Here is a 24,002-nt window from a genome sequence, read left to right as displayed (position 1 = left end):
CCCAACCTACACGTCGTAGCCTTGCTTCCGGGCCTCCTTCAGCACCGCCTGGATGCCTTTCTTGTTGATGGTCTTCAGGGTCTTCGAAGACACCTTCAGCTTCACGTGGCGGTCCTGTGAGGGAATGTAGAACCGCTTCTTGTGTAGGTTGCGCTTGAAGCGGCGATTGGTTTTCTGGTTGGAGTCCGAGACGCTGTTGCCCGTGACCGGTCCCTCTCCGGTAATATCGTCTTTGCGAGCCATAACTGTACCTCTAGGTTGGTTCGTTTTGGTGACGTGGCGCCCGCGTCAAATCGGCGAGCTTTTAGGCGAGACCACGGGGCTTTGTTCGTGAAGACGGCGCGAGTTCACCGTTTTCGACGAGGAATTCGTCGCTTCCTCTGCAGTCTGATTCTTAATGACCATCTCCTGATGGAGTTCCACCCGGCAGGTGGGGGGTGATACCTGGCGTGAGGAACTCGAAGAGGGTGTCGCCGCGGAGGCCTAGGCGGAGCGTTTCGAGCGGGACCACTTCTTCGGGGTGGATGTTGCCGAGGTTGACGTTTGCACCCTGGTGTTTAATCAGCCACACCTGCTGCATCTTGTTCGGCGCTTCGAAGATGATGTCTTCGGGGTCGACTCGGGCGAGGATCTCGTCGACCAGGCCGGTGCGCACGTCTCCGGTGGGGCGAAACAGACCGGCGGTGCCGGCCTCCCGCGACTCGGCGATTACCTTCCAGCTTCCCGCCTCCAACTCGGTCTGCATGAACTCGACCCACCGGTACGGGGCCATCACGTCGCTGGAGTCTTTGGAGCCGACCTCGCTCAAAACAGTAAAGTCCTTCGCGAAGAGCTCAATGTAGTCCAGTTTGTCTTCGTGCTTCATTGAGACGGCCCCCGCGGAAATCTCGACGTGACGCACGTCCAGGTCGTCGAGCAGGCGGCGGTAGTCGTCGATCTGGTCGCGCAGGAAGTACGCTTCGAAAAGGGTCCCTCCGAAGAAAAACGGAATCCCGGCCTCTCGGTAGACCTCCAGCTTTGCCTCCAGGTTTTTCGTAACGACCGCCGTCCCCCACCCGAGCTTGGCGAGATCGATGATGTGAGCGGCCCCGTCGAGCACGTTTTCCACCTCGCGGGCCGACAGGCCCTTGTCCAGCATGTGCGTGAGGCCCTGCTCCCGCGGCTTCTCGGGCCGGTCGGGGAGGCCAATGAGGTCGAACGCGTCGTTGATCATGGACGTGGGGGGCGGAGCAGTAGAGGAGAGCGACACTCGGGCCGTAGAGGGCCCAGCGCTTCAATGAAATTGCAGGCGCGGCGGGTCCGGCGCCTCCGCTCGGGAAACGACTCCTTTAGCCGTCCAGGTGAACGGCCCGGGCTGGCTCAATGGCGGCAGCCCGGAAGGCAGGGTACAGGGCGGCCAGCACGCAGAGCCCGAACGAAACGAGCGCAATGAGAACCACATCGAGGGCCTGCACCGATACGGGATAGGCGTCGATGAGAAACGATCCGGCCTGGGCCATCGGCACAATGCCGTAGTACTGCTGGAGGAAGGCGAGCCCAAGCCCCAAGACAAGTCCCAGCCCCGTTCCGAGCGCCCCGATCAGTGCCCCCTCGAACAGGAAGATGCGGCGCACGTCTGCCCGGGAAACCCCCATGGCCTGAAGTGCCCCCACGTCGGCCCGTTTTTCGATGACCACCATCGTCAGGGAGCCGATGATGTTGAACGCCGCCACAACGACGATAAGCCCAAGGATGGCCGAGGCCCCCCATTTTTCCAGCCGCATCACGTCATAGAGCGATTGTTGAAGGTCGTACCACGTCTGCACGGTGTACCGGTCGGCGCCGAGCTTTTGTTGGAGCGCGGCCTTCACGCGGCCGGCCCGCTCCAGGTTGTCAAGACGAAGCTCGACCCCCGTCACCCGGCCGTCCGTGCGAAAGAGTTGCTGCGCCTCCTCCAGCGACACGAAGACACGCTGCCCCTGCGAGGCGCCCTGCGACTGAAAGAGGCCCCGCACCTCAAAGCGCCGCACCGGCGGGCTTCCGAAGATGTTCGTGAGGGTGCGTTCGATGGCCGGAGCCGACAGCAGGCCCACCGCGCTTGCCGACTGCGTTCGGCCCACCGGAACGAGGCCCACGCGCTGCCCAAGTCGTTGATTCAGCACAATGCCCGACACCCCGTTCGCATTCTGGCCCAGGTCAAAGCGCCCCATCGCCATCGTCGGGGCCGCGGCCTCCATCATCGCCGCGTCGACGCCCCGAACCCGGACCACCCGATTCGCGTCCTCGACGTTGTCACTCAGCAGCAGTGCCTTGCCCTCCACGTAAGGCGCCGCAGCCGTCACGTGCCGGGTCTCGCGGGCGACCCGCAGCAGCGAGTCTGCATTGGCAACGCCCTGTCCCTCCGCACTCACGACCCGAACGTGCGGGTCGAGCGAGACGAGAAGGTCCCGCACGACGTCGTAGAACCCGTTCATCACGGAGAGCACGACGATCAGCGACGCGACGCCGAGGGTTACCCCCACCGTCGAGATGCCGGTAATAATCGAGATGAGGGACACCTTTCGGCGGCTCGCCAGGTAGCGCCGAGCGATCTGAAACCGGTAGTCCACGGCGGGTTGTCTGTCGTCCGTCGGTCAGCGCAGAGCGGGCCCCAAGCCCCCGGCCCCATCAACAGGATAGGGCTATTTGCCGCCCAGCATCGGTTCGGGCGCCGAAAAGGCCCCCTCCGGCGGCGCCTCGGGCAGCGCCAGCTGGTTGGTGAGGAGTGCCTGATCGGTCCCGACGGCCTCCTTTCGGGATGCGAGGCGGACCGTTCCGTCGGGGGCCGGCAGCTCTTGGTACTGCGTCCAGTCGTAGAAGCGCGGCGACGCATCCTCGGGCATTCCCTCCAGGCGGTAGGCCCACCGGTCGAGCCTCCCCGTCTCGGTGGACACGTACAGCCAGTACCGGTCACCCGGCGTGCGCCCCACGTCGTTGAAGGTGAGCTGGAGGACGTCGTGCGTGGCGGTCGAGGAGTCCGGCAGATAGGTGCGGTTGACGCCCGGGTCGAAGGCCTTCAGCGGCGCCAGCAGCCAGTACGTGTCGTTGACGAACCGGCCGTAGGCCTCCTCCCGGGCGTTCTCGTCCGCCGTGCCCGTTAGTTCGGTTCCGTTCAGGTACGCCGTTCCGGCCAGGCGGCCGTCGTGCTGCTCCCGGACATTGACGAGTGCCACGTACGCGGAATCTGGGCCGGCGGACCACTCAATCCGGTACTCCCCCGTGTTTCGGTTCCAGAGGTGCCGGGCGATCGTCTGCGCACCGCCCGGCGTCTCGATGCCGAAGTTAAATCGGAGGTAGGGCGACGACGCCCATGCGTCCATGCCGTGCGCCCGAAGGAGTCGGTGGGCCACCGAGTCGGCCTGCGTTTCGAGCGCAATCGTGTCGGTAGGAGACACGGTCGACGCAGAGTCGGAGGCCGATTCCGACGCGCAACCGCTCCAGAGCAGACCGCCAGTCAGGAGTGCAATGAGCAGTGGAAGACGGATGCGCATCATGCCGGAAGGGGGCTCACTTGGGAAAGCAAAGGGAGTCAACATACGAGGTGAAGGGCAGAGGTGCAGACGAGCGCCCACGTCATCAGGGCGATCGCACGTCAAAATTCGGGCTGGGCCGGTGCGGGTGTTCTCTCCGTGCCCTTCGCCTGCATTCCCCAATTGCGGGGCGAGAAGACGCATGGGAACGTAGGGGCACCGCCGCTTTCCCCCTGTAGAACTGCATAAGCAGTCCCCGTCGCCGATGCCGTGCCCATGTTATCCAGGGGGGGCTCCGCAGGGGAGCGGTGCTGGGCCATACGCTCCGGGATCCACTCTCTCTACACGTTGAATCGAAACTCCATCACGTCTCCGTCTTCCACCACGTAGTCTTTTCCCTCGGTCCGGATGAGCCCGGCCTCCCGAGCAGCAGCCTCGGAGTCCGCCTCATCGAAGTCCGAGAAGTGGATCGTTTCGGCCTTGATAAACCCCTCTTCGAAGTCACTGTGGACCTCGCCGGCGGCCTGAGGGGCCTGGGTGCCCTCCTCGACGGTCCAGGCGTAGGCCCCCTTCTCGTCCGCCGTGAAGAAGGTGATGAGGTCCAGCACGTCGTACGCGGCGTGGATGAGCCGCTCGAGGCCAGACCGCTGCAGGCCCGCGTCTTCGAGGAACAGCTGGCGTTCGGCCGGGGCGAGCTCGGTGATCTGGGCCTCCAGGTCGGCCGAAATGGAAACGACGCGAGTGCCCTCGTCCTGGGCGATGGCGCGCAGCCGATCGACGTACGCGTTGCCGTCGGGCAGGGCCTCTTCCCCCACGTTCGCGACGTACAGGACCGGCTTGTCGGTCAGCAGAAACAACTCGTCCACGAGTGGGCGGGCAGGCTCACTGACCTCGAACGACCGCGCCCACTCGCCGTCGCTAAGATGATCGTGGAGCCGCTCGAACACTTCAAGCTGACGGACGGCCTCCTTGTCCCCTTTTTTTGCGGCCGTGCTCACCTTCTCGACGCGCTTTTCTACGGTCTCCAGGTCCTTCAGTAGAAGCTCGGTGTCAATCACCTCTACGTCCCGCACCGGGTCGACCGAGCCGGCCACGTGGGCCACCTCGTCGTCTTCGAAGCACCGCACAACGTGAATGATGGCGTCGACTTCTCGAATCTGGGCGAGAAACTGGTTGCCCAGCCCTTCGCCCTCGGCCGCCCCCTCCACGAGCCCGGCGATGTCGACGAATTCGATGCTGGTGGGCACCGTCTCCGGCGACCCCGCCAATTCAGCGACCCGCGGAAGCCGTTCGTCGGGCACCGGCACGACGCCTACGTTCGGATCAACCGTACAAAACGGGTAGTTGTCGGCCTCGGCCCCGGCGCTACTGAGTGCGTTGAAGATGGTGGACTTGCCGACGTTGGGGAGGCCGACGAGGCCACATTGGAGGGACATTGGCGAATGGGGACCTGAAACGGAGGGCGAGCGGGATGAATTGCGCGTTGAGCCGGTGTGTTCCTGTACCGACCCCAGCCCGGAATCATCCGTCGGCGTAGGGCACGTCGATGAATTCTCGCTCCGGAAGGTGCACGGCCGTGAGCCGTCCCATGCCGGGCTTCATGTGGTAGACGCAGCCGGTGTCGATCAGGATCAGCTCCTCTTGGCTGATGGGCTCGGGCTGGGGCGTATGGCCGCAGACCACCGTCTTTTCCCAGGCGAACTCCGTGGCCTCTAGGTGCCCGCGCTCCCACAAAAGCACCTCCTCGTCGGACCGCTCCAGGTTCTCCTCCACCGTAAGGTCGGGCCGCAGCCCCGCGTGGACGAACAGGAAGTCGTCGGTCTCGTGGTAGCGTTTTGTGTCGCGGACGAATTCGGCGTGGGGGGCTGGAATGTGGACTTCGGAGGTGCCGTCCTTGAGGTAGCTCTGGAGCGTCGAGACGCCCCCATTCATGCGCCAGAGGCTGAAGGAGCCGGACTCGAGATAATCGATCATCATCGCCTCGTGGTTGCCCCGCAGAAAGGTGCAGGGCACCTCCTCGCGGAGGGCAAGGAGCCGATCGATCACACCTTTTGAGTTGGGCCCTCGATCGATGTAGTCGCCCACAAACAGGAGATGGTCGTCCGGCGAGGGGTCCAGCCGGGCCAAGAGGCTATTCAGCGACTGGAGGCATCCGTGAATGTCGCCAATGGCAGTAAGTCCCATTGTGTATGCCCTGCAGTATGGAAGAGATGAAAAGGCAGCCCGGTCGACGGGAGATCTTGGGCGGCGTTCGTACCAATATACGACTCAGAGTTTGCAACTCACGGCGCGTCCGTTCGCTCCCGGATGCTCTCCATGCCGATGAGGCCGCGGCCGGATTTGTTGAGCCGCCCTTGCTCGTGGAGGTCGAGCAAGATGGCATCGATCACGCCGTTTACAAACGTGCCGCTTCGGGGCGTGCTATACGTTTTGGCAATCTCTATCGCCTCGTCCATGGAGACCTTCGGCGGGATCTCTTCGAACTTCAGAAGTTCGGTGGTTGCCATTCGAAGAAGAGACCGGTCGACGACCGCGATGCGATGAATCTCCCAGTTGTCTGCGTGCTTCTCGATAATCTCGTCGGCCGCCTCCCTCGCGTCGAGCGTTTCCTGAAAGAGGCGCTCCGCAAAGGCACGGATTGACGGGTCATCGTCGAGCGGCGCCCGAATGAGGGTCTGGCGGACCCGACCGGCGTCTCCATCGGTCTGGTGATGCGCGTAGAGCGCCTTTAAGACCTGTTCGCGGGCGTCGCGCCGGGTGCTCATGGAAAGAAGACCGACCGTTCGGGAGGAGAGTGTCACAGGCAAGCTGTGGCGGTTTGGAGAAGACTCTTATTTTCCGTGGTGGAAGCAGGTTCGGTCCTCCGCACGGATTCCTTCAATTTTGGACTTGATCTCGCCCCGAATGGTGTCTCAATCCCGACTGCTGGACGCATCCCTCCCCAAAACCCTCACCCAAAGTTGCGATCCGAGACCATTTTCTCCTTTCGGTCGGGGCGCATGGCCAGTCCCCAGTCACCGCCCACCCTCCAACTGAAGAGGCCGCGGCCGTTGTGAGGGGGGCTCTGGGCCAGCTCAGTGCGACGACGGGGGCGCTTTTCATAGAAGGCGCTAAATTCTGAGGGGGTACACATGCTTTGCGCTGTCGCACAGGCTGTGCTAAAATACGTTAGGCGCCAGACAAAAAATGTGTCTTCCCGGTCCACTCTTCCTGGACGGCGACGCCCTGCCCCATGCGTCCCGACTCGCAGATTCAATGGACCGCCTACCCGGCTCTTCTCATGGCCGGGGCGTTTGCGTTCGGAATTACAGGGGCGTCGGTGATTCGGTCTGACTCTCTTCTCCTCTGGCTCGGCGGGGCGGGGAGCGGGGTTGCGATGTTTGCTGGAATGCAGTGGTGGGACCAAACCCGGCTGGTCACCCTCGGGCCACTCGGAAGCGTTCTGGCCATCGCCCTGGTAGTGGGATGCGCGGGCGGGGCCCGCCATGCCGTGTACCAGGCCCCGTCGCCGCGGAGCCTCGCCCCTGCAGCCGAGGCGAGGACCGACGCCGTGACCGTAGAGGGAACGGTCGTGGACGCTCCCGAACGGACCGACGAGGCGACTCGCTTTGTCCTGCGGGTCGACACCCTCGCGGGGAATCGGGGCCGGGCTGCGGTGGATGGACGGGTGCGCGTCACGCTCATGCCGTCTCCGTGGGCCGACGCGACCAGGCCTTTTCCCAGACTTCGCCAGGGAGACCTATCTCGACTCCGGGGCTCTTTGCAGCAGCCACCCGGCCTCCGCAATCCCGGGGGCTTTGACTACGGCGCGTACCTCTCTCGTCGAGGCATCTGCTGCACACTGTACGTAGACGATCCCGATCATGTCACCGTCTTGGGAAGCCGGCGTGGGGCAATACAAAACGCACTCGTTTCGGTCCGCGCACACATTCGACGGCACATAGACCAGCACGTGCGGAGTGTGGGCGGGCGGGCCGTACTGCGGGCGTTGTTGCTGGGAGACCGGAGCCACATCACGGACGCCCAGCGGGACCGGTTTGCGAAGACAGGGCTGATGCACCTGCTTGCGGTGTCCGGCCTCCACGTCTTTCTGGTCGGGATGGTGCTCTACACGCTGCTCCGTCCCCTTCTGATGCGCTTTCGACTGCGGTGGCACGTGGTGGAGATCGTGCGGGCGGTGCTAACCATCGTCGTACTGGGGTTCTACATGTTGCTTACAGGAGGTCGGCCTTCGGTCGTACGGGCAGTGATCATGGCGGCCTTGCTTATTGGGGGAATTGTATTTCAGCGGTCGGCGCCTCCGTTAAACACACTTGGCGTCGCCGCCCTCGTGCTCCTTGCGTTGCGGCCCTCAATGCTGTTTGATGTCGGGTTCCAGTTGTCGATGGCGGCGGTTGCGGGCATCGTGACGCTCAATCCTCGGTTCGAAGAGATGGTGCCGGAGCGGTACCGGGACTCTGAGGCTGGGAACTGGCTGGTGTCTATGTGTACGGTCTCAGCGGCCGCCATCCTGGGCACCGGTCCTGTGCTTCTGTATCACTTCGGATGGGTCTCGGCCGCCGGTCTTGTTCTGAACGTGGTGGGAATTCCTTGTACGGGCCTGGCGCTCTCGGCGGCGATTGTTGCGGTAAGCATTGGCCATGTGTGGGCCCTGGGAGCTGCTTCGTTTGGGAGCGCGGCAGATCTCTTCCTGCAGGGGCTCCTCGCCACGTCTCGCTACGGGGCGGCGTGGTTTTCATGGGCGGGCGTCCGCATGCCTGTCCCAGACGTGTGGATCCTCGGAGCCGTGGGGGCACTGCTCATTGCCGTGGCACAGTGGCCGCGCCCCCGTCTTCGATGGCGGTGGGCAATTGTAGGAGTAGCTCTCGCAACGATGTCCGTTTGGGGCTCTGTGATCGGTCAAAAGACAGGGCCAGCCCTCGATGTGGTGTTCTTCGACGTCGGACAGGGGGACGCCGCCCTCCTGAAAACATCATCGGGGCAACATGTGCTCGTAGACACCGGTCCCCGGTCCCCGAGCGGAGCAGCCGCGGAGTTCACGGTGCTTCCGTTTCTAAAACGGTGGGGGATTCGTGAGCTGGACCTCGTGGTCGTCTCGCACTCGGACGAAGACCATCTGGGTGGGCTTCCGACGTTGCTGCGGGAAGTGTCGGTGGGCCGGGTCGTTCACAACGGCCGGCCCACGGACACGGAACTCTACGAAGAAGCCCGCGATCTTCTTCATCGAGAGGGGGTCCCTGATCGGGCTGTCCACCGGGGCGATACTCTCCAAAGTGGCCCGTCCATTCACGTACGTGCGGTCGGTCCTCTTTCATCTCAAGATGACGGTGGGGCGGGCAATGATGCTTCTGTGGTTCTCCGTGTAGAGTATGGAGGCGTGGACATCCTCCTTCCAGGAGACATAGAAGTGGATGCTGAACGAGATCTGGTCCGAATGTACGGAAAGCAACTCAGAAGCCACATTGTGAAGGTCCCACATCACGGGTCTGAGACCAGCAGCACCCCGGACTTTGTACAGTCGGTCGGCCGCGTCGAAGAGACGCATGCAGTGGTGAGTGTAGGGCGGAACGCCCAGTATGGGATGCCCAACGACGAGGTTCTTCAAAGATGGAAGAGGCAGGGAGAACACGTTCACAGTACAGCCACCGGTGGGTCGGTATGGATGCGAACCGACGGGAAAGACGTCTGGCGTGTCCGGTGGAAGTAAAGACGAGCGTCGTTAAGGGGCCTGTCTCTTTTTGGAAGTCGTCCAGCCCTTTCCTGTGTGGGGTCCTGTGTGGGGCTTGTATCATATTCCTACTCTAGAATATGTACCCTCAGCTACTGGTATATCTTCCTGTATCAGATTGTGCAGGAAGGAACTGTTCGTGTATCGATCCTCGGGGCGAAAGATTGCCGGGAAAGAAAGTTATCCACACGCCCTAGTATGGACGAGGCAATGGGGAATTTTTAAAAGATATGGTTGTTGTTATTGGTCGTGTGGAAATGTGGATAACTGAGTTGCCCACATTGGGGCGGGAAGAATGTGGACAGTTCCCCCAGTCGTTCACAAGGTTATCCACAACTGAGCATCTGAAGAAAGCTGGTCTACGGCGCTCAAGGCGGATATATGGGGAATTTTCCACGTTTCCACGGCCGTCCACAGGAAAATCTGGGGACTTGGGGATGCAGTTATGCACACTCGTCCACAGTGTGTATGAGGCGGGGATAACTGTGAACATCCTGGGGGGTTGTCCACGGGCGACGAAAACCAAATTCTGATCCACAGATTATCCAGACGTTATCCCCGACTTATCCACGACTTATCCACAATCTTGTGGATAAGGGGCATTTCTCCGATGTGTGGGGGGCGTAGAAACGATCGTGCCCCCGTGAGCTCCGTAGGGACGACCTTGTGGAGAGGGGCTACTCCTCCGCAACCGTGAAGAGGCGGTAGATACAGAACGCGGCAATAAGGGCGGGCCACAGTGCGGCGAGCCAGTCCCCGGCCTGCAGGCGAATCACGGTCAGCGATGCGCCAAAAATAGCGATGAGCGCGTAGACCGTCTGGAAGATCTGAGAACTGGACATGCGGGAGGGGAGGCCGGGCCGTAGGATACGGACGAGAGAGGGGGACGGGGGCCGCTGCGACTATGCGTCGGAATCAAGGAGCTCCATGAGGAGCGGCGTAAGCCGATCGGCCGCGACGGTAGACAAATGATCGTGGGCCTCCGCAGGCAGCTCGATGGGCGTTTGCTCGACCAACTCGAGGCCGTACCCGGCCAGCCCGATTCGCTTGCGGGGATTGTTGGTAAGCAGCCGCAGCCTACGGATGCCGAGGTCTCGGAGGATTTGGCACCCGATGCCGTAATCCCGGTGGTCCATCTCAAGCGATACGTCGGCCGGGGTCCCGGACTGCTCGTTCTGCTGGCGCTCCAGGTCCTTGAGTTTCGAGAGGAGGCCCTGGCCGTGATTGCTCTGCATCATGTAGAGGATGGCCCCCGCGCCCTCGTGCTCCACTTGGAGCAGCGCCTCGGCCAACTGCTCGCTGTACGATTCGCGCCGCGCCGCCAGCACGTCGCCCAGCACGTTTTGCGAATGGACGCGGACGAGAACGGGCTCGTCTTCGGCCCAGTCGCCCTTGAGCAGGGCCAGGTGCACGTCGCCGGTGAGCGTTTCCTTGTAGGCGACCACCCGGAAGGTGCCAAACGCGGTATCGAGCCGCACCTCCGCCTCCCGTTCGATGAGCCGCTCGTTCTGCATGCGGTAGGCAATCAGGTCCTGGATGGTGATGAGCGGCATGTCCAGGGCCTGTGCCCGCTCGCGGAGCTGGGGGACGCGGGCCATGGTTCCGTCCTCATTCATGATCTCGACGAGGGCCCCCGCCGGCTCAAAGCCCGCGAGGCGAGCGAGGTCCACGGCTGCCTCGGTATGGCCGGCCCGGCGCAGCACGCCCCCTGTGCGGGCACGGAGCGGGAAGACGTGCCCCGGCCGAGCGAAGTCGTACGGGGAGGCGTCCGGGTCCGCCAGGGCCTGAATCGTCGTTGCACGGTCCGCGGCTGAGATGCCGGTGCTCGTCCCCTTGCGGTAGTCGACCGAGACGGTGAAGGGGGTACTGTAAAGCGACGAGTTGGCGTCGACCATCAGGTCGAGATCCAGCTCGTCGGCCCGTGCCGGGGGGATGGCCGTGCAAAGGAGGCCGCGCCCTTTCTTCGTCATAAAGTTGACGAGGTCGGGCGTAATCGCCTCGGCCGCCCCGATGAAATCGCCTTCGTTCTCGCGATCCTCGTCGTCCACCACGATCGCGAGGCCGCCGTCTCGAAGGGCGGCAAGGGCCGTCTCAATGGAATCAAAGGACGTCTCCGGAGACGCCGCCGAGTTGCGTGTGGAAGGGCTCATGGTGGGGCGGGCCTGTTTGGGGGGTCCCGAAAAGAGACGAGGGAGAGAGGGATCACTCCTCCTCGTTGGAGAGGCTCGCAATCGAGTCCTTCTCAATGCGAAGCCGAGTGCCTTTGCTGTCAACCTGAGTTAGAACGCTGTCCTCGTCGATCTTCTGAATGGTGCCGTAGATGCCACCCACGGTCACGACTTTGTCGCCCTGTTCCAGGTTCTCGACCATCTCCTGATGCTCCTCCTCGCGCTTCTGTTGCGGGCGGTAGATAAAGAAGTAAAAGACCCCAATGATGAGGGCGAGTGGGAACAGCAGGCCGACGATGCCGCCGCTGCCACCGCCGGATTGCCCGACGAGGAGAATTGGATCGGAGGCCGAGAGAAGGGAAGAGGACATGGTAGGTACGTTCAGGGAGTCAGAAGTTCGGAAGAGGGAGCGGCATCCCCACGATGGAGACAGCGACAGTACGCTCCATCCGATAAACGGAACGGGACACAACCGGTTCACGCGAACCAAGACGCGGCCGTAGAAAACCACGACAAAAGAAAAAAGGGCAAGCGACCCGCAGCGCGCCGCTGCGACCTCCTACCGCTGCTGCCTTCCGGCCCTGACGGGGTTCAGAGGGAGCTGGCCGTGCGGGACTTGCCCTTTGTCGGTGCGGGGAATCCCCGCGAAATGTTGGATCAGATGAGACAACGAAAAAGGAAGACAGTTCCCTCCGACGAACAGAGCCCCCTGAAGATGTCGTCAAGCCCGCCAGCAGGGCTGCCGTGAACCGCTCAGGAGGGTTCGGGCCCCTTGAAGCCAAGCCACACTGGCTGGTCCGAACTTCCGAAGAGTGGCACGGTTCTCCGACACGCACTGCCCGTGTTGCCGGATATGCCCGCTCCCGACACTGAGTTATGATGACTGTCTCCCTCGACCCCGAATCGGGACAGGACCCGCGAGGAGGCCCGTCCCCAAAGCGTCTTGTGGCGGCTCTCCGGAAGATGATGGAGCACCGGGCAAGTCAGAATCCCGAGAGTGAGCCGGAGCCAGAGAAAAGGAAGGGCGAGTTGCCTCCCGAGTCTGGCGGGGATGACGCAGGGGCCTCCCAAAAAAGAGAGGCAACCGGGACGGACCCCCCCGTAGACTGGGCTAACGAAACGCTTGCGGCATTCCACAAGGCAGACGGCGACGTCTGGGACGATCGCGGCGACCGGCACGCGCAGGAACAGGGCCCCGCGGAGGCGGCCTCCGTGGAGAGTGGCACCGAGCTTCCGGAGAGGCCTCCTGCCCCGCTGGACACAAGCGTGGGGGCCGAAGATGAGGCTGCGTCCGGAGGTCCTGGTGGAGAGGCCGCTCGGCTCGACGCGTTGACGGACTCCTCTGAAGACCTGGCGCTTGCATTCCGCCAGGCCTTCTACAGGCGACGGGTTCGGCACAAGGCGGGGAACCGGACCGCCTCAGTCAGCGCGCCAGACCGAACGGCCGCGCTTCCGCCCCGTCCGGCGTCGTCGTTTCTCTGGGTGACCGGCAACGGGCAAGGTCGCACGACGTCGGTGGACGTACGCAGTCTCAACGGGCGTCGTGCCCGGCGGGCCGAGGCCTTTCTGCTGTGGGGAGACGGCGAGGACCCCCGCCGGCTTCTGGCTCGCATTCGGCGCCACGCTGAGCCGCGCATTTTTCTGAAGCCCGTGTTCTGGCGGGGCCGCGCTGAGGGGGCGTCGCCGGTGGCCGACCACGTCGATGGAACGTGGACGCCTCGGGCGGATCGGCAGGTCCTCAGGGAGCTTCGGGAGCGGGCAGCCACGATCAACCGGCGGATTCGCGACGTGATTGAGAACGAAGTGGCGGTGGGCCCTGATGCCAAACGGCTCCTTCGCTTCGTGGTCACGCGGACGGACGAGTTTGCCCCACGCCGAGGAGAGGCGGGCATTGTGTATCCGAAGTTGGCGCCGCTTCTCGGAGCACGTGAGGAATAGGAAATTGAGTTGGAGAAGCGCGACGCCGACGTTCTCGGAGGGCACTCCGAGGGGGTCGGTGGAGCCTGTGATGTTCGGCTACGTGAACTCGTGGGTCCGGTCGAGCGGGCGGCCGCGGTCCAGTTCGTCCTCAACGTCGTCTACAATGCCTTTGATCTGCCGACGCACTGCGGTGATGGCCGGCTTCAGCGGGTCAATGTCGGTCGCCTGCTCGTGGAGGTCCGCTTCGATGCTTCGGGCCTGGTCGAGCAGGTCACGCAACGCGGACGCGAGTGCCTCGTGGCGCTCCAGCTGGGCCTCGCGAAGAAACTGAACGATGGTGCGGGCAAGGCGAAGGCACGCGTCAAAAAACAGATCCCGCGTCAGGTCGAGGTCGCTCGCCGTGGCTTCCAAGAGCGATTTCGTGGCGCGACTCACCACGTGTGTCCCTTGCGTGATCGGGCGAGGTTGGTCACGGGCCTTTTCGACGAACTGGCGTCGGGTGTCTTCGCCCTCATCCTTCAAAAACGACACGGTGAGCTGGGCCGCCATCTCGGCCACCTCCTTGTTCGGCACGTCCCAGTGGTCCCCCAACGTCTCCTTTGCCGTGAGGGCCTCCTCGCTGAGCTTGAACTTGACGTGGACGGACCGCTGTCCCCCACCGGATGGAGGGGCGTCGTCCGAAGGGGTGCGGTTGGCGAGAAGCTCTTCCATGATCCAAACCTCTCGGTAAAAGCGTGGCGACGAGACCTCTCAGGGCTGCCTAGGGCCGTCTACAGCTCCTTTTTGAGCAGTCCTATGATCTCATCGTAGCTCTCCTGGGCGGCCTGCTCGTCGCCCGATCGGATTGCGTCGGTCACGCAGGTTTCCAAGTGGTTCCGGGCAATGGCACGCCCCACAGACTTGAGAGCCTGTTGCACGGAGTGGATCTGGTCGAGGATGTCGCCGCAGTAGCGGTCGTCCTCCACCATTCGCTTCAGGCCGCGAACCTGGCCCTCGATGCGGCTGAGGCGGTCGGTGATGTCGTCACGATCGGCGTCGCGAACCGGCATATGGGAGCGGAGACGAGTAAGGGAAGGGGTCTGAGAACGCTGAGAACGCGTTGGCGGGCGACGGCTCGGGGTTCTCTTGTTCAACCGCCTGCACGAATCTCTTCCGTCGCCCAATCCCTCTGGGGCCCTTCCGCGCAGTGCGGAGGGAGCGCGTCGGGCGTGGAGCGACGGGCGCGCGGTGTGCCCTCCCGGAAGAGGCGCTCCTCCGGAGGCGGGCACGGACGGTCCCGGAACCAGGGGAAACTGGCGGGTTTCGAAAAGAGCCCGGCGTGTGAGATCTCCCTACTCTCCCCTGGAAAGGGTTGTTTCTCCGACGCATGGACGAGAAGCGACGCACGGTGACCAGGGGAGAATGACCGGAGAAAGAGGCCCCGGCAAGGCTTTCACCGAAAGATTGCGGTTCCTCTTTTTGTTCACCCGAGCGCCTCTTTTATTCTAAGTATGCAATCGCCCGTCTTCCGCTGCCGACCATGCCCTGCTCCATGCCTGCGCCCCCTACGATGCCGACGCTCGCGCCCTCAATCATTGCGTCCGACGCGGGACGATTCGCCGCCTCCGCCGATGACGTCCTGGGGGCCGGTCCGGGCTGGCTCCACGTGGACGTGATGGACGGGCACTTCGTCCCCAACATCACGATTGGCCCCGACGTGGTGCGGGCCCTTCGGCCCGTGGCCGACGAGCATGACGCGCAGCTCGACGTGCATCTCATGATCGAGGAGCCGCAGACGTACATCGATGCCTTCGCCGATGCGGGAGCAGACACACTTACCGTGCACGTGGAGGCCTGTACGCACCTGCACCGAGTGGCCCAGCAGATTCGGGCCGCGGGGTGCAAGGTCGGCGTTGCCCTTAATCCGGCCACGCCCCTTGGGCACCTCGAAGGCATCTTGCCCTTCGTTGATCTTGTCCTCGTCATGTCGGTAAACCCGGGCTTCAGCGGTCAGGACTTTATTCCAGAGTCCACGGCGAAGGTGCAGCGTGTGCGCCGCCAGCTCAATGCCCTTGGCTCCAGCGCCTCCCTGGAGGTGGACGGGGGCGTGACCCCGAGCAACGCGATGGAACTCGTGCGGGCCGGGGCCGATGTGCTGGTGGCTGGCAGTGCCGTGTTCGGCGGGGAGCAGTCTGTGACGCAGAACGTCGAGGCTTTTCGGAACGCGCTGACGCTCAAGGTGTGACGAAGAGACCGGGGCACTGAACGTGGATTCGTATGGAGAACGAACCCGCGATCATCGTTGGGAGCACCATTGACCGAGCTTGGAAGGGGCCATGGAGAATCCGCGTTCCGACTTGAAAGACATGAGTGGCACGGTGTGCGTGGTCACGGGGGCCAACTCGGGCATCGGCAAGGCCACGGCCGCCGAACTCGCCCGTCTCGGGGCGCGCGTGGTGATGGTGTGTCGAGACGAAGGGCGGGGACGAGAGGCCCAGGCCGAAATTCGGGCCGCGGCCCGGACGGCCCACCCCAGCCGTGAAGACGTGGTGGATCTCTGCATTGCAGACCTCAGCGTTCTGGAGGAGGTGTATCGCCTTGGAGAGACGCTCCGGGCCGACCACGATCGGCTCGATGTGCTCGTGAACAATGCGGGCGTCTTCCTCGATTCCTTTGAGGAGACGGCCGACGGACTGGAGGCCACCTTTGCGATTAATCACCTCGCCCCCTTCCTGCTCACCCATCTCGTTTTGCCCCGCCTCCGCGAGACCGCCGGCCGGGCGGGGGAAGCGCGCATCATCACAGTGAGCTCGGAGGCGCATCGTGGCGTCAGCATGAACTTCGACGACCTCAACGCCAGGGAAAGCTACAATCCGCTGCAGGCCTACGCCCGCTCGAAGCTCGCCAACATCCTCTTCACCCACGAGCTGTCCCGCCGTCTTCAGGACAAAGGGGTGGTTGCGAACGCCGTGCACCCCGGCATCGTGAACACCAACATCTGGCGCGGCTCCGGCTGGATTTCTCGGGTTGCCCGCCTCTTCTCCTGGCTCTACAAGCGCCCGGAGGAAGGCGCACGCAGCGTCGTCTACCTGGCGGCGTCGCCCGAGGTGGAGGGCGTGACCGGCCAGTACTTTAAGGAGACCGAGGTGGTCAACCCTTCCCCGGAGGCCTACGACGAAAAGGCCGAGGCACATCTTTGGAAGGTCAGCCGGGAATTGACGGGCCTCGCTGAGGTGAACGAGGAGGAGGAAGCCGAATAGCCAAGGGCCGCCGTCTGCGGTGCGGGTACCCCGGCCGTCTCTCGCCGGACGCGGTTTCCGGTCCGCCTCTCGGGCCTGTCACGTCCGTTCGTCGAGCGCCGCTTCGAACCCCTCCTCCTGCACCGTGTCCAGCTGCTTGTTTTCACGGCGCCAGAAGACAAACAGTGCGGCCCCCATTACGATCGCCATGAGGGCGCTGCCATACTGCATCAGCTTGAACGCGCTTGCAGAATACGAATTTGAGTCTGGGTTGAATCGTGCACAGGCCAGGAAGGCCTTGTCCACGACGCTCCCGACCGTGCCGTTGGACGCCTCGACGAGGGCGGTGCGCAGGTCGCCCGGGGCCGGGTTGAGGGTGGTAAAGTAGCGTGTGATGGTCCCGGAACCGCTCAGAAAAACAATCGTCGCGGGGTGGGCATACTGCTGGTCTTTCTCCGGAAGCGGCTGGTAGCGAAATCCCACCGAGTCGGTGAGGGCGGTGATGGCTTCCTGGTCCCCGGTCAGGAAGTGCCAGCCCCCAAGCGTTTCGTCGGGCTGCTCCAGCGAAGTGGCGTAGCGCTCCTGGGCCTTGCGGGCCATCTCAGGGCCTTCGTGCGGACTAATGTCAACAGTAAGCACCTCAAACTTATCGCCGGCCGTCCAGGACATCCCGCTCAGGGATTCGGCGAATTTCTGCAGCTGGATGCGGCAGAGCTGAGGGCACTGGTGGTAGTTGAGGGTCAGCATCACGGGCGTCGACCCATCGAAGTACTGACCGAGCCGGACCGACTTGCCCTGTTCGTTCTGAAACGAAAGATCCGTCGGAATCGCTGTGCCAAGCTTCTGGTCGAGTCCCACGTTCTCAAGCTGCTCCGGGGTATGGTTGGCGCGCTGGCCATGGGCCGTAGGGGACCAGAACCCAACCCAGGCAAACGCAAGGGCCATCACCAGTCCGAGACGATAGGGGCTGCGAGGCCATCGGCCCGCCGCCATGTGACGTGTGTCGGGCATAAGGAGCAGAAAAGGGGTGGAAGAAAAGTGCGATTTTTAAACCAAGCGCGGCCCCAAAAGGTTGCGGGGCTTCCTCCTTCCTCTCGGCCTCCCGGCAACCGTGTCGTCCGGAGAGGAGAGCAGCGGGCTGGAAGAATACAACCAGAAACATTGACGTCCGCGGCCCCGGTCCTTATCATCCTTTAGGTTCGAGATCCCACAAAAATCACCAGCCGCAACTCGTCTCAACGCCTCAGCACACAGGGCCGCCGCATGTCCGCCTGTTCCTCCAAACTCCGGACCGTGACCGATCGTCTGCCGTTCTCGGTAGACGATACCGACGCCGCCAACGACGCCTTCCGGCGGTGGAGGGAAGAGGAGAACACGGACGCCAAACGTCTAGCGGATCTCTGGACGTACTGCTACGTCTGTCGGTATTTCTTGGCGAAATCGGCCCGGGGCACCTTCGACAACCCGTCCGACGCCGATGAGCTGACCACGCGGGCCTATCGCAAGGTGCAGAAGAACCGCGACGGGGTGCGAAACGCAACCCGGTACGCCAGCTGGGTGAGCGTCGTGTGCAAAAATACGCTTCTCAACTACACTCGTCGCAACCGGTTCTCCGAGTCGATTGAAGAGGAGGACCGTGTCACGCTCACGGCCGAGAAAAAGAATACCGTCGCAGAGGTTGGATTCGTGCGCGAAGCATTCGTGGAGGCGATCGAGCGACTGCCCGAGTATCTGCGAGAGCCGGCCCGCCTCTATTTTCTCGAGGACCGGGAGTTTGAGGAGATCAGCAACGCCCTCGGAAAGCCCGTGGCGACAGTCCGGACGTACAAGCACAAGGCCATGAAGAAGCTCCGCACCGACGACCGCCTCCGTGAATACGTGAATCAGACAGATTTGTAAAAAGAAAATGTCAAGGTTTAGCTTGGGAGGTTATACATATATGTTGAGTGTGTCTTCTTAAATCCCATTACTTCTCCCTGCTTTTATAGCTCATCTTTCAGGGACCTCAATCCAAACCGTGTCGGCTGGCGAACCGCCGGTCACGACATTTCTCACAGCCTTTCGGAGGAGGCCCTGCCGCTCGCTTTCCGGAGAGCATCAGTGGATTTCTTTTCGCAAGTAGTCGTGTAGCGTGTCGTTCATGAATGATGTCGAAGAGCACATCCTGTCGTACCCTCACCTTACCCAAGAGAGACAACGGGAGGTTGAGGCGTATGTGGAAAGACACCCAGAATGGGCTCCCCTGCTCCGAGATGTTCGGTCGGTCGAGGGCCTCTCGGCAAACGTGAGGGCGGACCCTCCCTCCGACCCCCTCCTCGCCACCTACGTGATGGTTCGGCACCTGGGGAACGAAGGAGAACTTTCGGCCCAGCTGCAGGCCGCCTTTGCCCGGCTTGAGGCCCGCATCGAAGAAAAGGAGGCCCTTCGACGCGAGGTGGAAGCGGCGCAGCGTCGGCTGACGGAGGCGGAGGCGGCCATCGACCCGGCCTCGCACTTCGAGACGCTCACGGAGCACGAGATCGGCGTTGAGAACAGAGAAGAAGTGGAGGAGGAAGCCGCGGCCGGTTCCGGGGCAGAATCTTCCCCGAACACAGGATCTTTTTGGGGAGACGCGCTCTGGCCACTCCCCCGGCTTGCGCGAAGGGGAATGGCCATCGCGGGAATCCTCGTGGGGGTGTACGGGGGCCTATACGGAGTCAGTCTCGCGACGCAGTCGCCTCTCGATCGGCTCGCTGCGACGGACGTCAGCGACCAGGTCGTCGACAACTATGCCACGGCCAGGATGCGAAGCACAGCCCCGAAGGCTTCGTCGTCGGTCGACGAGCAGTACATGCAGGCGCTTTCCGTCTTGGAGAGTGCGCGCGTCTCCACGCTGGGGCTCTTTCCCCGGTACAGCGCCGATCGGCTCGCCCAGGCCGAGAAGCACCTCGGAGAGGTTCTCGAACAGACCGAGTCCGGCTCGTTTCTGGCCCTGGAGGCACACTTCTACCTCGGCAAGATTGCGCTCGCGCAGCGAGACGTAGGCGCCGCCCGGTCGCACTTTAAAACCGTTGTGCAGCGAGAAGGCCGCCAGACGCAGGAGGCGTACGAGATTCTGAAAACCCTCCAGCAGGAATACAGCGGGCCGGGATCGTAGGAGGCCAAACCAAAAATGGGGACCAGCGGGCTGCGCTGGTCCCCAGATCGGAGTAGAACCGCGGTGGCATTCGTCCCCGGATACGGTTAGGCGTAGGTGTTGAGCATCACCGGCATGATGAGCATGAGAATGTCTTCGTCCTCCGTGTCCTCGCGGGGCAGGACGATGCCGGCCCGGTTCGGGGAGCTGAGCTCGAAGACCACCTCGTCGCACTCGACGTTACTGAGCACCTCCGTGAGGTACTCCGAGTTGAAGCCGATCTCCATCGGCTCGCTGTCGTAGTCGCAGTGGATGGTCTCCTCCGCCTCGCTGGAGCGCTCCACGTCCTCCGCCGAGATCGTGACGGTGTCGGCCGTGATGTCGAGCCGAATCTGGTTCGTCATGCTGGAGGAATACAGCCCCACGCGCGTGACGGCGTTCAGCATGTCTTCGCGGCTGACGACCAGGTTGCGGTCGTTCCCGTCCGGAATGACAGACTGATAATTCGGATACGTCTCGTCGATCAAGCGGGCGAGCACCCGGGAGTCGTTGAACTCGAAGCTCACGTGGCTGTCGTCCACGCGGACGGTGCAGATCTCGTCGTCTTCCACGACCCGCCCGGCAAGCTTGGTGGCCTTTTCCGGCACGATGAAGTCGACCGAGGTGTCGGCCCGAAGCTCCGGCAGGGTCAGCTTCACGAGCCGGTGCCCGTCGGTCGCCACCACGGAGGTGTCCTCTTCGCTCACCTGAAAGTACACGCCCATCATGGCGGGGCGAAGGGCGTCCTGGCTCACGGCAAATGCGGTCTTGTCGATGGAGCGGCCCAAGAGCCCCCCTTCCACGTTGATTTCGTGCTGCTCCTCCAACTCCGGCAGCTCCGGGTAGTCCGACCCGTCGTGGCCCACCATCTTATAGTGGCCCTGATCGGTCTCCATGCGGATCTCGAAGTCGCTGTCTGCCGTGAACTCAATGGGCAGGTCCGGCAGCGCGCGCAGGGTATCGATCAGCCGCTGGGCGGGCACCGCGATGGGCGTGCTCTCCGGCGTTCCGTTCTTCTCGAACTGGACCGGCACGGTCTGGATGATCGAGATTTCGAGGTCGGTGGCGCTCAGACGCAACGTGTCCCCGTCCCGCTCAAAGAGAATGCACTCCAGGATGGGCATTGTGCTCTTCGACGGAACAGCGCCCTTGACGGTGTTGAGCGCCTCGAGGAGGTCGGCGCTGGAGGCAGTGAATTTCATGGCGATCGGCGCGTTGCGGAAAGGAAGTGTCGAGGTGTCAGCAGGACTTCGTGCCAAGATACAGGAATGCGTAGACGCATTCACAATCTGTACGGGGGGCGGCAGAGGAAGATTCGGGTCCGCTTTCCAGCGTGGGCTATCGGCCGTACTGCTCGAGCTTCTGCCCGATCGTGTCGACCGTGTCCCGGAACGACTCGTCGTCCGCCATGCGGTCCTCCACCGCATTGTTGGCATGAATCACGGTCGAGTGATCGCGCCCACCGAAGTGGAGGCCGATGTCCTTGAGGGAGTGCTGTGTATGCTTTTTGGAGAAGTACATGGCGATCTGGCGGGCGCGGGTGACGTCTCGCTTTCGGGTTTTGCCGCGCATCTTCTCCTGCGAGATGCCGAGGTGCTCGCACACGATGCGTTGAATGTCGTCGATCGTGAGCGTGGCTTCTTTCTCTTGGAGGAGGTCGTGAAGCACCTCCTCGGCGAGGTCGAGGGTGATGTCGAGCTGGTGGAGGGTGGCATGGGCGAGAAGTCGAATCAGCGCCCCCTCAAGTTCACGGATGTTGCGTTCGATGCTCCGGGCGATAAACTCCACGACCTCGTCGTCGAGGTCGATCCCGTCGTCCTCGGCCTTCCGACGGAGGATGGAGATGCGGGTGTCCAGGCCCGGCGGCTTCAGGTCGGCAGAGAGGCCCCATTGAAATCGGGACAGCAGGCGCTCCTCTAGGCCGTCGATCTCCCGCGGCGGGCGGTCCGCCGACAGCACAATTTGCTTGCCGGCCTGCCGGAGGGCGTTGAAGATGTGGAAGAACTCCTCCTGGGTCTTTTCTTTGCCGCCGAAAAACTGCACGTCGTCGACGATGAGCACGTCGACCTGCCGGTAGAACGTCGAGAATTTACCAATCTGGTTTTCCTGGATGGACCGGACGAATTCGGTGGTAAACCGCTCACTGGAGACGTAGAAGACGGTCTTGGAGGCGCTGCGTGTGGCGACCTGGTTCCCGATGGCCTGAATGAGGTGCGTCTTGCCGAGGCCCACGCCCCCGTACACGAGAAACGGGTTGAAACTCGTCCCGCTCGGGTCGGCGGCGATGGATTGGGCAGCGCTGCGGGCCAGGCGGTTGCACTCTCCCTTGATGAAGCGGTCAAAGGTGTAGCTGTCGTTGAGCTGGCTGTCGACCTCCGTGTCTTTGAGGCCGGGAATGGCGAACGGGTTCTGGACCGGCGGGTCGCTTTCTTCCGATCGGCCTGTGGCCTCGGACTGAGAGGCGTCGGGGTGGGACCCGTCGTTGGAGGGAGCTGTCGGAGACGACTCCGGGGACGACGTCGGGGAGGGCGACGGATCGGACCCGCATTCAGAATCGTCTGGTGCCTCCGGTGGCGAGGCGGGGTCCGGATCGGCTGGGCGGGCGGGAAGCTGCATTGAAGCCCCATGCTCCGGGTTGTCCGGGTCATCCTGCTCGATGACCACGTCGTAGAGCAGCCGCCCATCGGGGCCGAGCACCCGGGTGACCGTTTTGCGGAGTAGAGAGAAGTAGTGCTCCTCGATCCACTCGTAGTAGAACCGGCTTGGAAGCTGGACCGTCAGCTTGCGCAGGTCGTCTTCCTCCGTCAGGGACTGTGCCTCGAGCGGTTCAAACCAGGTCGTGAAGCTCTGGCGGCTCACGTTGTCCCGGATGATGTCGAGGCAATCATTCCAGGCGCGGTCGGCGGACTGATCCATTACCAGCCGAGGTCAGTCTCGCGAGCAGAGAGGCTCGCCAGGGTGATTGGAGACGGAGAACGCAGGGGTCGCTCCCCACAGGCCCCGCCGGATGCGTGGTAGACCGAAGTGAAACGATCTTGACGGTGCGCCGCGAACCGTTCGAGACAGCGCTTCGGGGACTTGAGGGGGGCACTCGAGAGCGACGATTGAACCTCGCTCGTGTGAACTCCGCCCGCGGTCGCCCCGATCCAGCTCAAAACTCTCTCATGGGAACGAGAAGGGCGTCCGTGCCTCGCCGAAAACAGGTGCGGGGGGCGCTGCGGCCCCGCCACTGCGGACCGCAATCTGGTTCCCGGCAAATTTGGGAGTACGAACGATAATCAATGCGTGTGGCAACGTCAAGAACCGAAGCGGACCGAAAGTGCTCGGCCCCCCTCCGGCGAGCGCAAATATTCAACGCGAGATTGTCCGAACCGAGTTGTCCTCGTCCCCGGCTTACCCATACCTTGCGTTCTGCACTGCCCGGCGGCCGTTGCCGGATTCGCGTATGGTTTTCGAACAGACTCAACGGTTTGATGAGCGATCCAGGCATCGAAGCACTCAGCAGAAAGGCAACCGAAGAACAGGCCGCCTGTCCCGTTACGCTGGTGGTGAGCGGAAACATGGTCACCGGCCACGTCGTGGCGCAAGACACCTTTGAGGCCGACACGACCCGGATGGTAGAAATGGCGCAGGAGCAGGCCGAGGACGATGACGCCGTGCAGGCCATGGGCAACTTGATTTCCGCCATGCTCGATGAGGTGGGGGCGTCCGCCGACGGCACGTTCGTGCACGTGTCCGTTCAGGAAGTGATGACCGGGGCCGAGGCCATCCACCTCGGGGGCTCGGTCTTTCGGTTCCGCACGAGTGAAATCGAAGGGTATACGATTGGGACGGTGGAGACCCGAGAAGGGTAGGGAGGCGATTCACCTCTCGTTGCCGCCTTTGGCGGAGCGGCCCCGATGCTCGCCGTTCCGCCGGGGGCTACTCGTCGTACGTGATGGTAATGGTGCGGTCTTCGTACTCGATTTTTACCCCGTCCTCCACGCGGGTCACCGTTGCCACCGACCGGTCGAGGTCGGGATCCTGGCGCTTCAGGAACGCCCGGACTGTCTCCTCGGCCACGGCCACGTGCTCGGGCTGATCGCCAAGTTTGTCGACGTCCTCGGCCGCCTCGAGGAGGAGGGGCGTGAGCTGCGCAATCGATGTGGCCGCAATGAACTCTGGGGTGGGGCCTTCCATGTCTTCCATGAGGAGAGAGGTTTGCCAGGAAAGTGGGCGACGTTTCGGTGCGGACCGCGTTTGTGAAAGAACGGACGCGCACCCCCGCTTGAATTGCGGAGGCGTCGTGATGTTTTGGGGGAAGGTGCCCCGGCCTACGCCCCAGAG

The 24,002-nt window shown here is 63.0% G+C and carries 24 protein-coding genes and 1 other RNA gene; 7 read left to right on the top strand and 18 right to left on the bottom strand.

Annotated elements, in window-relative coordinates; genetic code table 11:
* Positions 1 to 6 precede the first annotated feature (6 nt).
* From rpmB to V5A20_RS05820, 8 genes are all read right to left on the bottom strand, one after another.
* Entirely contained in the window at positions 7 to 243 is a 237-nt protein-coding gene (gene rpmB / locus V5A20_RS05855; protein ID WP_332314894.1) for a 50S ribosomal protein L28, read from the bottom strand.
* A gap of 151 nt (positions 244 to 394) precedes the next feature.
* Positions 395 to 1,213 carry a phosphosulfolactate synthase gene (locus V5A20_RS05850; protein WP_332314895.1) on the bottom strand — a complete coding sequence of 273 codons (819 nt, stop codon included), beginning with the start codon at positions 1,211 to 1,213 and terminating at the stop codon, positions 395 to 397.
* Positions 1,214 to 1,328: 115 nt separating this feature from the next.
* Complete coding sequence (locus V5A20_RS05845; RefSeq protein WP_332314896.1) at positions 1,329 to 2,588, bottom strand: ABC transporter permease; 1,260 nt, start codon at positions 2,586 to 2,588, stop codon at positions 1,329 to 1,331.
* A 72-nt stretch (positions 2,589 to 2,660) separates the two neighbouring features.
* Positions 2,661 to 3,512 carry a hypothetical protein gene (locus V5A20_RS05840; RefSeq protein WP_332326901.1) on the bottom strand — a complete coding sequence of 284 codons (852 nt, stop codon included), beginning with the start codon at positions 3,510 to 3,512 and terminating at the stop codon, positions 2,661 to 2,663.
* A gap of 317 nt (positions 3,513 to 3,829) precedes the next feature.
* Positions 3,830 to 4,924 (bottom strand): redox-regulated ATPase YchF, encoded by a 1,095-nt coding sequence (ychF, locus tag V5A20_RS05835; RefSeq protein ID WP_332326900.1) that lies wholly within the window; start codon positions 4,922 to 4,924, stop codon positions 3,830 to 3,832.
* Positions 4,925 to 5,009: 85 nt separating this feature from the next.
* Positions 5,010 to 5,672 carry a metallophosphoesterase family protein gene (locus V5A20_RS05830; protein ID WP_332314899.1) on the bottom strand — a complete coding sequence of 221 codons (663 nt, stop codon included), beginning with the start codon at positions 5,670 to 5,672 and terminating at the stop codon, positions 5,010 to 5,012.
* A gap of 98 nt (positions 5,673 to 5,770) precedes the next feature.
* The gene (gene nusB, locus V5A20_RS05825; RefSeq protein WP_332314900.1) at positions 5,771 to 6,253 is read right to left on the bottom strand and encodes a transcription antitermination factor NusB; all 483 of its coding nucleotides are present in this window, start codon (positions 6,251 to 6,253) and stop codon (positions 5,771 to 5,773) included.
* A gap of 185 nt (positions 6,254 to 6,438) precedes the next feature.
* Complete coding sequence (locus V5A20_RS05820) at positions 6,439 to 6,621, bottom strand: hypothetical protein (protein WP_332326899.1); 183 nt, start codon at positions 6,619 to 6,621, stop codon at positions 6,439 to 6,441.
* 99 nt (positions 6,622 to 6,720) lie between these two features.
* Between V5A20_RS05820 and V5A20_RS05815 the strand changes: the two genes are divergently transcribed.
* Positions 6,721 to 9,195: a DNA internalization-related competence protein ComEC/Rec2 gene (locus tag V5A20_RS05815; RefSeq protein WP_332314901.1), complete on the top strand. Its 2,475-nt coding sequence runs from the start codon at positions 6,721 to 6,723 to the stop codon at positions 9,193 to 9,195.
* Positions 9,196 to 9,893: 698 nt separating this feature from the next.
* Here the strand turns inward: V5A20_RS05815 and V5A20_RS05810 are convergent.
* The 4 genes from V5A20_RS05810 to ffs form a co-directional block, all read right to left on the bottom strand.
* Positions 9,894 to 10,058: a hypothetical protein gene (locus V5A20_RS05810; RefSeq protein ID WP_332314902.1), complete on the bottom strand. Its 165-nt coding sequence runs from the start codon at positions 10,056 to 10,058 to the stop codon at positions 9,894 to 9,896.
* A gap of 60 nt (positions 10,059 to 10,118) precedes the next feature.
* Entirely contained in the window at positions 10,119 to 11,366 is a 1,248-nt protein-coding gene (gene ribB, locus V5A20_RS05805) for a 3,4-dihydroxy-2-butanone-4-phosphate synthase (protein WP_332314903.1), read from the bottom strand.
* 52 nt (positions 11,367 to 11,418) lie between these two features.
* Positions 11,419 to 11,754 (bottom strand): preprotein translocase subunit YajC, encoded by a 336-nt coding sequence (gene yajC / locus V5A20_RS05800; RefSeq protein ID WP_332314904.1) that lies wholly within the window; start codon positions 11,752 to 11,754, stop codon positions 11,419 to 11,421.
* Positions 11,755 to 11,906: 152 nt separating this feature from the next.
* Positions 11,907 to 12,006, bottom strand: an RNA gene (gene ffs, locus V5A20_RS05795) — signal recognition particle sRNA small type.
* A gap of 254 nt (positions 12,007 to 12,260) precedes the next feature.
* Here ffs and V5A20_RS05790 point away from each other — a divergent pair.
* Positions 12,261 to 13,322, top strand: a complete 1,062-nt coding sequence (locus V5A20_RS05790) for a hypothetical protein (RefSeq protein WP_332326898.1) — start codon at positions 12,261 to 12,263, stop codon at positions 13,320 to 13,322.
* Positions 13,323 to 13,400: 78 nt separating this feature from the next.
* On the opposite strand, the gene V5A20_RS05785 is transcribed toward V5A20_RS05790, so the two are convergent.
* Together V5A20_RS05785 and V5A20_RS05780 are read right to left on the bottom strand one after the other, a co-directional pair.
* The gene (locus V5A20_RS05785; RefSeq protein WP_332314906.1) at positions 13,401 to 14,015 is read right to left on the bottom strand and encodes a hypothetical protein; all 615 of its coding nucleotides are present in this window, start codon (positions 14,013 to 14,015) and stop codon (positions 13,401 to 13,403) included.
* 59 nt (positions 14,016 to 14,074) lie between these two features.
* A complete protein-coding gene (locus tag V5A20_RS05780) occupies positions 14,075 to 14,353 on the bottom strand; it encodes a metal-sensitive transcriptional regulator (RefSeq protein WP_332314907.1) in 279 nt (92 codons plus the stop codon).
* Between the two features lie 482 nt (positions 14,354 to 14,835).
* Between V5A20_RS05780 and rpe the strand changes: the two genes are divergently transcribed.
* Together rpe and V5A20_RS05770 are read left to right on the top strand one after the other, a co-directional pair.
* Positions 14,836 to 15,528, top strand: coding sequence for a ribulose-phosphate 3-epimerase (rpe, locus tag V5A20_RS05775; RefSeq protein WP_332314908.1), 693 nt, complete (start codon positions 14,836 to 14,838; stop codon positions 15,526 to 15,528).
* 91 nt (positions 15,529 to 15,619) lie between these two features.
* On the top strand, positions 15,620 to 16,543 hold the full coding sequence (locus V5A20_RS05770; protein WP_332314909.1) for an SDR family oxidoreductase: 924 nt from the start codon (positions 15,620 to 15,622) through the stop codon (positions 16,541 to 16,543).
* A gap of 78 nt (positions 16,544 to 16,621) precedes the next feature.
* Here the strand turns inward: V5A20_RS05770 and V5A20_RS05765 are convergent, their stop codons facing one another.
* Complete coding sequence (locus V5A20_RS05765) at positions 16,622 to 17,533, bottom strand: SCO family protein (protein ID WP_332314910.1); 912 nt, start codon at positions 17,531 to 17,533, stop codon at positions 16,622 to 16,624.
* 282 nt (positions 17,534 to 17,815) lie between these two features.
* On the opposite strand from V5A20_RS05765, the gene V5A20_RS05760 reads away from it, so the two are divergent.
* Both V5A20_RS05760 and V5A20_RS05755 read left to right on the top strand, forming a co-directional pair.
* A complete protein-coding gene (locus V5A20_RS05760) occupies positions 17,816 to 18,421 on the top strand; it encodes an RNA polymerase sigma factor (RefSeq protein WP_332314911.1) in 606 nt (201 codons plus the stop codon).
* Between the two features lie 241 nt (positions 18,422 to 18,662).
* Positions 18,663 to 19,658, top strand: coding sequence for a tetratricopeptide repeat protein (locus V5A20_RS05755; RefSeq protein WP_332314912.1), 996 nt, complete (start codon positions 18,663 to 18,665; stop codon positions 19,656 to 19,658).
* A gap of 86 nt (positions 19,659 to 19,744) precedes the next feature.
* On the opposite strand, the gene dnaN is transcribed toward V5A20_RS05755, so the two are convergent.
* Both dnaN and dnaA read right to left on the bottom strand, forming a co-directional pair.
* A complete protein-coding gene (gene dnaN, locus V5A20_RS05750) occupies positions 19,745 to 20,878 on the bottom strand; it encodes a DNA polymerase III subunit beta (RefSeq protein ID WP_332314913.1) in 1,134 nt (377 codons plus the stop codon).
* A 136-nt stretch (positions 20,879 to 21,014) separates the two neighbouring features.
* Positions 21,015 to 22,592, bottom strand: a complete 1,578-nt coding sequence (gene dnaA / locus V5A20_RS05745; RefSeq protein ID WP_332326897.1) for a chromosomal replication initiator protein DnaA — start codon at positions 22,590 to 22,592, stop codon at positions 21,015 to 21,017.
* Positions 22,593 to 23,149: 557 nt separating this feature from the next.
* On the opposite strand from dnaA, the gene V5A20_RS05740 reads away from it, so the two are divergent.
* Positions 23,150 to 23,530 carry a hypothetical protein gene (locus tag V5A20_RS05740; RefSeq protein ID WP_332314915.1) on the top strand — a complete coding sequence of 127 codons (381 nt, stop codon included), beginning with the start codon at positions 23,150 to 23,152 and terminating at the stop codon, positions 23,528 to 23,530.
* Between the two features lie 67 nt (positions 23,531 to 23,597).
* Here V5A20_RS05740 and V5A20_RS05735 read toward each other — a convergent pair whose 3' ends face one another.
* Positions 23,598 to 23,864, bottom strand: coding sequence for a hypothetical protein (locus V5A20_RS05735; protein ID WP_332314916.1), 267 nt, complete (start codon positions 23,862 to 23,864; stop codon positions 23,598 to 23,600).
* Positions 23,865 to 24,002 lie beyond the last annotated feature (138 nt).

This window comes from Salinibacter sp., from assembly GCF_036626415.1.
Lineage (GTDB): Bacteria > Bacteroidota > Rhodothermia > Rhodothermales > Salinibacteraceae > Salinibacter.
This window is presented reverse-complemented; position numbering and strand designations above follow the sequence as displayed.

Bases quoted from the DNA above. Each gene is read 5' to 3' on its own strand.
- ribB (WP_332314903.1), bottom strand. From the start codon at position 11,366: ATGAGCCCTTCCACACGCAACTCGGCGGCGTCTCCGGAGACGTCCTTT.
- V5A20_RS05755 (WP_332314912.1), top strand. From the start codon at position 18,663: ATGAATGATGTCGAAGAGCACATCCTGTCGTACCCTCACCTTACCCAA.
- V5A20_RS05820 (WP_332326899.1), bottom strand. From the start codon at position 6,621: ATGTGTACCCCCTCAGAATTTAGCGCCTTCTATGAAAAGCGCCCCCGT.
- V5A20_RS05840 (WP_332326901.1), bottom strand. From the start codon at position 3,512: ATGATGCGCATCCGTCTTCCACTGCTCATTGCACTCCTGACTGGCGGT.
- V5A20_RS05770 (WP_332314909.1), top strand. From the start codon at position 15,620: ATGGAGAATCCGCGTTCCGACTTGAAAGACATGAGTGGCACGGTGTGC.
- yajC (WP_332314904.1), bottom strand. From the start codon at position 11,754: ATGTCCTCTTCCCTTCTCTCGGCCTCCGATCCAATTCTCCTCGTCGGG.
- nusB (WP_332314900.1), bottom strand. From the start codon at position 6,253: ATGAGCACCCGGCGCGACGCCCGCGAACAGGTCTTAAAGGCGCTCTAC.
- V5A20_RS05740 (WP_332314915.1), top strand. From the start codon at position 23,150: ATGAGCGATCCAGGCATCGAAGCACTCAGCAGAAAGGCAACCGAAGAA.
- V5A20_RS05815 (WP_332314901.1), top strand. From the start codon at position 6,721: ATGCGTCCCGACTCGCAGATTCAATGGACCGCCTACCCGGCTCTTCTC.
- V5A20_RS05785 (WP_332314906.1), bottom strand. From the start codon at position 14,015: ATGGAAGAGCTTCTCGCCAACCGCACCCCTTCGGACGACGCCCCTCCA.
- V5A20_RS05780 (WP_332314907.1), bottom strand. From the start codon at position 14,353: ATGCCGGTTCGCGACGCCGATCGTGACGACATCACCGACCGCCTCAGC.
- dnaN (WP_332314913.1), bottom strand. From the start codon at position 20,878: ATGAAATTCACTGCCTCCAGCGCCGACCTCCTCGAGGCGCTCAACACC.
- rpmB (WP_332314894.1), bottom strand. From the start codon at position 243: ATGGCTCGCAAAGACGATATTACCGGAGAGGGACCGGTCACGGGCAAC.
- V5A20_RS05765 (WP_332314910.1), bottom strand. From the start codon at position 17,533: ATGCCCGACACACGTCACATGGCGGCGGGCCGATGGCCTCGCAGCCCC.
- dnaA (WP_332326897.1), bottom strand. From the start codon at position 22,592: ATGGATCAGTCCGCCGACCGCGCCTGGAATGATTGCCTCGACATCATC.
- rpe (WP_332314908.1), top strand. From the start codon at position 14,836: ATGCCTGCGCCCCCTACGATGCCGACGCTCGCGCCCTCAATCATTGCG.
- V5A20_RS05850 (WP_332314895.1), bottom strand. From the start codon at position 1,213: ATGATCAACGACGCGTTCGACCTCATTGGCCTCCCCGACCGGCCCGAG.
- V5A20_RS05735 (WP_332314916.1), bottom strand. From the start codon at position 23,864: ATGGAAGACATGGAAGGCCCCACCCCAGAGTTCATTGCGGCCACATCG.
- V5A20_RS05790 (WP_332326898.1), top strand. From the start codon at position 12,261: ATGATGACTGTCTCCCTCGACCCCGAATCGGGACAGGACCCGCGAGGA.
- V5A20_RS05830 (WP_332314899.1), bottom strand. From the start codon at position 5,672: ATGGGACTTACTGCCATTGGCGACATTCACGGATGCCTCCAGTCGCTG.
- V5A20_RS05810 (WP_332314902.1), bottom strand. From the start codon at position 10,058: ATGTCCAGTTCTCAGATCTTCCAGACGGTCTACGCGCTCATCGCTATT.
- ychF (WP_332326900.1), bottom strand. From the start codon at position 4,924: ATGTCCCTCCAATGTGGCCTCGTCGGCCTCCCCAACGTCGGCAAGTCC.